We start from the raw sequence: 6,356 nt of genomic DNA, 5'->3' as shown, positions 1-6,356 counted from the left end.
GGGTGGGGGCGGACGAAGCCCTCGACCCCGACCTGGGAGAACACGACCGACTCGCGCATGCCCGTCGGCTGGCCCTCGGCGCACTGGATGCGCAGCACGGCACTGCACGTGGCCTTGGGCACGGTGAACGCGGCGATGAACGCCTGGCCGGTGTCCTGGTTCGGGATCGGCAGCTTGAGCAGCTGGAACAGCGTCGGCACCGAGTCGAGCAGGACGACGTGGGCCTCGATCAGGGTGCCGACGTCGGAGGTCTCGAGAGCCAGTCGATGACGGAGCAGCGGAAGCTCGTCCAGGCCGGCCGGAAGGTCCGGCACCAACCCGATGTATGTCAGGCTCACCTGGTCGCCGGTACGCGGATCGAACCAGGTCCGATCGTCGTACTGGTCCATCCCGGCGGTGTCGAATGCGACTGGCACCCGGCCGAGTGTAGGGCCGCGCCCCCGGCGGCCGTGCGCTCGTAGACTGGCCGCAACACGGCGGACGTCCCAGCTGTCGGGAACGACAGCCAAGAAACCGAGGTGACCAGCGGTGACCGACCATCCGAGCCTGCTCGACTCCCTGCACGGACCGGCCGACCTCAAGCGGCTGGGCACGGAGGACCTGACCAGGCTCGCGGCCGAGATCCGGCAGTTCCTCGTGGACAAGGTCACCACCACGGGCGGCCACCTCGGGCCCAACCTCGGCGTCGTCGAGCTCACCATGGCCATCCACCGGGTGTTCGACTCACCGAAGGACGCCGTGATCTTCGACGTCGGGCACCAGGCCTACGTCCACAAGGTCGTCACCGGCCGGCAGGCGGAGTTCGACTCCCTCCGGCAGAAGGACGGCCTCTCCGGCTACCCCAGCCAGCAGGAGAGCGAGCACGACCTCGTCGAGAACAGCCACGCCTCCACTGCACTGTCCTATGCGGACGGTCTGGCCAAGGCGTTCGAGCTGCGGGGCGAGCGCCGCCACGTCGTCGCGGTCGTCGGGGACGGGGCGCTCACCGGCGGCATGTGCTGGGAGGCGCTCAACAACATCGCCGCCGGCACCAACCGGCCGATGGTCATCGTCGTCAACGACAACGGGCGCTCGTACTCCCCGACGATCGGCGGGCTCGCCGACCACCTGGCCTCGCTGCGGCTGTCCCCCGGCTACGAGCGCGCGCTCGAGGGCGGCAAGCGGATGCTGCAGGGCACCCCGGTCGTCGGCAAGCCGATCTATGCCGCGCTGCACGCCGCCAAGCGCGGCATCAAGGACGCGCTGAGCCCGCAGATGATGTTCGAGGACCTCGGGCTGAAGTACTTCGGCCCGGTCGACGGCCACGACTTCGTCGCGCTGGAGGCCGCGCTGCGCCGGGCCAAGGAGTTCGGCGGCCCGGTCATCGTGCACGCCGCCACCTGCAAGGGGCGCGGCTTCCCGCTGGCCGAGAACGACGAAGTCGACCAGATGCACCAGACTGACCCCATCGACCCGGTCACCGGCCGGCCGACCACCGCCAAGAGCGCCACGTGGACCTCGGTGTTCGCCGAGGAGATGGTGCGCATCGGCGAGCACCGGCCGGACATCGTGGCCATCACCGCGGCCATGCTGCGCTCCGCCGGTCTCGCGCCGTTCGCCGAGGCCTACCCGGACCGCTGGTTCGACGTCGGCATCGCCGAGCAGCACGCGGTCACCTCGGCCGCCGGCCTCGCGATGGGTGGGCTGCACCCGGTCGTCGCGATCTACTCGACCTTCCTCAACCGGGCGTTCGACCAGATGCTGATGGACGTCGCGCTGCACAAGCTGCCGGTCACCGTCGTGCTCGACCGCGCGGGCATCACCGGGCCGGACGGCGCGAGCCACCACGGCATGTGGGACCTGTCGATCATGGGGGCGGTCCCGGGGATCCGGATCGCCGCGCCGCGCGACGCCGGCACGCTGTCCGAGGAGCTCAGCGAGGCCATCGCGGTGTCCGACGGCCCGACTGTGCTGCGCTTCCCGAAGGCCGCGGTCGGCGCCGACATCGCCGCGCTCGAGCGGATCGGCACCGTCGACGTGCTGCGCCGCCCGGCCGCCGCGGAGAGCCAGCACGTGCTGCTGGTCACCGTCGGCGCGTTCGCCGAGCTGGGCCTGGCCGCCGCCGACCGGCTCGCCGACCAGGGCATCGGCGTCACCGTCGTCGACCCGCGCTGGGTCGCGCCGGTGCCCGCCGAGCTGGTCGAGCTGGCCGCGGGGCACCGCCTGGTGGTCACCGTCGAGGACGGCGGCCGGCACGGCGGGTTCGGCTGGGCGCTGGCCGCCGCGCTGCGCGACGCCGACGTGGACACGCCGCTGCGCGACATCGGCATCCCGCAGGTGTTCCACGGCCAGGGCACCCGGCCCGAGGTCCTCGTCCGGCTCGGCCTCACCGCGCAGCAGGTCGCGCGCAGGGTCACCGAGTGGACCGTGGACCGGATCGGCGAGGCGAGCGCGCCGGCCCCGGAACAGCCCGCGGCCGACCGCCAGGAGAGCTGACCTACTCGGTGACGCCCGGGTCGCCGAGGGCGAGCTTGCCCGCGTAGTACAGCGTGGCCTCCGGGGTGAACGGGTGGTACGTGCCGGCCCGCACGTCGCGGTACGCGCGTTCCAGGGAGAACCGCCGGTAGAAGGAACGGCCGCCCAGCACCTCCATCGCCAGGTTCACCACCTCGATCGCCTCGGTGACCGCCTGGCGCTTGGCCAGCATCACCGTGCTCAGCACGTCCGGCGTGGCCCGGTAGTCCGCGCCGATCTCCTCCAGCGAGCCCATCAGCGCCCACCACGCCACGCGCAGCTTCGCGTCCATCAGGCCGACCTGCCGGTGGGTCCGGGGCAGCGCCGACAGCGGCAGCGGACCCCGGTTGCCGGCCGACGCCGCCGCGACCGCCGCGTCCCGGGCGCCGGCCGCGATCCCGAAGTACGTCGCGCCGCCGACCGGGGCGAAGTGGACGGTGGCGGCGAGCAGCGGGCCGCCGAACTCGCCGTACGGCCGCCGCCCGGCGATCTTGTCGGCCGGCACCAGCACGTCCTCGAGGATCACGTCGTGGCTCGCGGTGCCGCGCATGCCGAGGGTGTCCCACGTCTGGTCGATGCGCACGCCCGGCGCGGACAGCGGCACGCTGAAGTGCAGCACCTCGGCGTCCTCGCCGGGCTCGCCCAGCACCGCGCACGTCGCCACCACGGTCGCGCCGGGGGACTGGCTGCAGAACGCCTTGCGCCCGCTCACCCGGAAGCCCTCGGGGGTGGCCACGGCGGTGGTCGTCGGCCACAGCCAGTCCGAGCCGCCGCTCGTCGCGATCACGATGCCCTCCGACGCGATCCGGCGCAGCACCCCCTCCGCGTCGGGCGCGCCCATCCGGTGCCGGTAGCCCTGCACGAGCGTGAGGTAGGTGTGCATCGCGACCGACAGGGCGGTCGCGCCGTCGTACCGGGCCAGCTCGGCCTGGGCGTAGCAGGCCTGGCGCATGGTGGCGCCGAGCCCGCCCAGCTCGCTGGGCACGGTCAGCGCCAGGTAGCCGCTGTCGCGCAGCGCCGCGTACGCCTCGGTGACGAAGGTGCCGTCGCGGTCGTGCTCGGCCGCGTGCTCGGCCGCCACGGCGCCCACGCCGGCGGCCAGGTCCACGAACCGTGCGTCGTCATCGCGTAACGGGATCGGGAACGTTCCAGTTGGACGGGTTTGCGCGATTGTCATGGTGAGGACGCTAGGAACCCGAGCGGCCGCGAGGTAGTACAGAAACTGAACCTGGAGTCAGCCATGCGGACCTACGCCCAGTACTGCCCGATGGTGCGGGCCGTGGAGGTGCTCGGCGACCGGTGGACGCTGCTGATCGTGCGGGACATGCTCATCGGCGCCACCCGGTTCAACGAGATCTCCCGCGGCCTGCCGGGCCTGTCGCGGGCACTGCTGTCGCGCCGGCTGCGCCAGCTGAGCAACGCCGGCCTGGTCGTGCGCACCGCGGACGGCTACGCGCTGACCCCCGCCGGCCAGGACCTGCGCCCGCTCGTGTTCGGCCTCGCCGACTGGGGTGCTCGCCACGCGTTCGGCGACCCGCGGCCCGAGGAGCTCGACCCCGAGCTGCTGATGTGGTGGATGCACGGCCGCATCGACACCACCGACATCGCCAAGCGCGCGGTGATCCAGGTCGTGATCGCCGACCGGCGGCGCACGTACTGGCTCGTGCTCGAGCCCGGCGACGCGTCGGTCTGCTACACCGACCCCGGGTTCGACATCGACGCCGTGCTGTCCTCGGACCTGCCCACGCTGTACCGGATGTGGGAGGGCGAGATCGAGCTGCTCGACGCCGTCCGGGCCGGCACGATCGACCTGACCGGCGCGCGGTGGATCGTGCGGGGGCTGCCCGGCTGGCTGCGGCTGAGCCCCATCGCCGAGACGGTGCGGGCCTCCCGGCGGGGCTGACGGCGGCTGAACGTCCGCTGTGGCACCTTTGTACTGTGCGGATTCTGATCGTCGAGGACGAGGAACCCCTGGCCGAGGCGGTCGCCAGGGGGTTGCGTCGTGAGGGCATGGCCGTGGATGTCGCCCTGGACGGCGACGAGGGCCACGAGAAGGCCACCGTCACGCGCTACGACGTGGTCGTGCTCGACCGCGACCTGCCGGGCATGTCCGGCGACGAGCTGTGCCGGGAGATCGTGGCGTCCGGGGCGCTCACCCGGGTGATCATGCTGACCGCCAGCGGGTCGGTCGCCGACCGGGTCGAGGGCCTGTCCCTGGGCGCCGACGACTACCTGGCGAAGCCGTTCGCGTTCGACGAGCTGGTGGCGCGCGTCCGGGCGCTCGCCCGGCGGTCGACGCCGGTCACGCCGCCCGTCCTGCGCGCGGGTGACCTCGAGCTCGACCCGGCCCGCCGGACGGTCACCCGGTCGGGCACGCCGGTGGAGCTGACCCGCAAGGAGTTCGGCGTGCTGGAGGTGCTGCTCGCGGCGTCGGGTTCGGTGGTGAGCAGCGAGGAGTTGCTGGAGCGGGTGTGGGACGAGCACGCCGACCCGTTCACCACGACGGTCCGGGTGACCGTGATGACGTTGCGCAAGAAGCTGGGGGAGCCGGGGATCATCGACACCGTCGTGGGGTCCGGGTACCGGGTGCCCACGACCGCCGGTGGCTCGCCGGCCGGTGGCTCGGCCGCCGGTGGTTCGTCCGCGGGTGGTTCGTCCGCGGGGGGTCCGGCCGCTGGTGGTCCTGCCGCGGGTGGTCCTCCGGCGGGTTCGCCCGGGTGAACGAGAAGCGGCGCGGTCCCGGCCTGCGTGGCCGGATCACGTTGCTCGCCACCGCGCTGGTCGCCCTGGTCGCCGCGTTGCTGCTGTGGCTGGGCTGGATGCTGGTGGACACCGCGGTCACCGCGCCGCAGCTGCCGGCCGGGACCACGATCGTGGTCGAGGGCAGGTCGGTCAAGGCGGACAAGCTGGCCGAGGTGCTGCGGGACAGCGCGCGCTTCCGGGTCCTGGTGGCCGGCTCGATCGCGTTCGTCTGCGTGGTCCTCGCCACCGCGTTGCTGGCGTGGACGTTCACCGGCCGGGTGCTCAAGCCGCTGCGCGACGTCACCGGCAGCGCGCGGCGGCTGTCGGCGGAGTCCCTGGGCGAGCGGATCTCGCTCCGCGGCCCCCGCGACGAGGTCGCCGAGCTGGCCGACACCTTCGACGCGATGCTCGACCGGCTGCAGGCGACGTTCAACGCGCAGCGCCAGTTCGTCGCCAACGCGTCGCACGAGCTGCGTACCCCGCTGTCGGTGATCCGCACCGAGCTGGACGTGACCCTCGGCGACCCGGACGCCGACGCCGGCGAGCTGCGCCGCATGGCCGGCGTGGTGCGCAGCGCGACGCTGCGCGCCGGCCAGCTCGTGGAAGCGCTGCTGCTGCTCGCCCGCACCGACGGGCTGGGCATCGGCGTGCTCGACCGGGTCGACCTCGCCGGGGTGGTGGACGCGGCGTGGCGCCCCATCCGCGCCGACGCCGACGGCCGCCGGCTGCGGGCCGTCTTCCACGCGCTGCCGGCGCCGGTGGTGGGTGACCCGGCGCTGCTGGAGCGGGTGGCGGGCAACCTGCTGGAGAACGCCGTCCGGCACAACGTCGACGGCGGCTGGATCGACGTGCGCACCGGCTACACGGCCGAGTGGGCGACGCTGCGGGTCAGCTCGTCGGGCGCGCTCGTCGACCCGGAGCGGGTGGACGAGCTGTTCGAGTCCTTCCGCCGGGGTGGCGTCGACCGGACCGCGCACTCGGGCACGGGCCTGGGCCTGTCGATCGTGCGCGCGGTGGTGCTCGCCCACCACGGGACGGTGACCGCGGAGGCCGTGCCGGGCGGCGGCCTGACGGTCACCGTGCACCTGCCGGCGCCGGGTCAGTAGGACCGAGGCCGGCAT

Annotated in this window: 5 protein-coding genes and 1 pseudogene; 4 read left to right on the top strand and 2 right to left on the bottom strand. The window is 73.3% G+C overall.

Annotated elements, in window-relative coordinates:
• A partial coding sequence (locus tag VGD70_RS22780; RefSeq protein WP_331084545.1) for a hypothetical protein occupies window positions 1–416 on the bottom strand: 416 nt, incomplete at its 3' end.
• Window positions 417–528: 112 nt separating this feature from the next.
• Between VGD70_RS22780 and dxs the strand changes: the two genes are divergently transcribed.
• Window positions 529–2,475, top strand: coding sequence for a 1-deoxy-D-xylulose-5-phosphate synthase (gene dxs / locus VGD70_RS22775; RefSeq protein ID WP_331084543.1), 1,947 nt, complete (start codon window positions 529–531; stop codon window positions 2,473–2,475).
• A 1-nt stretch (window position 2,476) separates the two neighbouring features.
• Here the strand turns inward: dxs and VGD70_RS22770 are convergent, their stop codons facing one another.
• Window positions 2,477–3,670, bottom strand: a complete 1,194-nt coding sequence (locus VGD70_RS22770) for an acyl-CoA dehydrogenase family protein (protein ID WP_331084541.1) — start codon at window positions 3,668–3,670, stop codon at window positions 2,477–2,479.
• A gap of 63 nt (window positions 3,671–3,733) precedes the next feature.
• On the opposite strand from VGD70_RS22770, the gene VGD70_RS22765 reads away from it, so the two are divergent.
• The 3 genes and pseudogenes from VGD70_RS22765 to VGD70_RS22755 all read left to right on the top strand — a co-directional run bounded on the left by VGD70_RS22765 (window position 3,734) and on the right by VGD70_RS22755 (window position 6,341).
• Window positions 3,734–4,396, top strand: coding sequence for a helix-turn-helix domain-containing protein (locus VGD70_RS22765; RefSeq protein ID WP_331084539.1), 663 nt, complete (start codon window positions 3,734–3,736; stop codon window positions 4,394–4,396).
• Between the two features lie 35 nt (window positions 4,397–4,431).
• Window positions 4,432–5,085, top strand: a pseudogene (locus VGD70_RS22760) (response regulator transcription factor); the annotation flags it as partial.
• A gap of 125 nt (window positions 5,086–5,210) precedes the next feature.
• Complete coding sequence (locus tag VGD70_RS22755) at window positions 5,211–6,341, top strand: HAMP domain-containing sensor histidine kinase (RefSeq protein WP_331084537.1); 1,131 nt, start codon at window positions 5,211–5,213, stop codon at window positions 6,339–6,341.
• The last annotated feature ends 15 nt before the right edge of the window (window positions 6,342–6,356 follow it).

The organism is Actinophytocola sp. (genome assembly GCF_036402745.1).
Lineage (GTDB): Bacteria > Actinomycetota > Actinomycetes > Mycobacteriales > Pseudonocardiaceae > Actinophytocola.
Note: the sequence above shows the minus strand (reverse complement) of the source record. Positions and strands in the feature narration are given on the sequence as shown.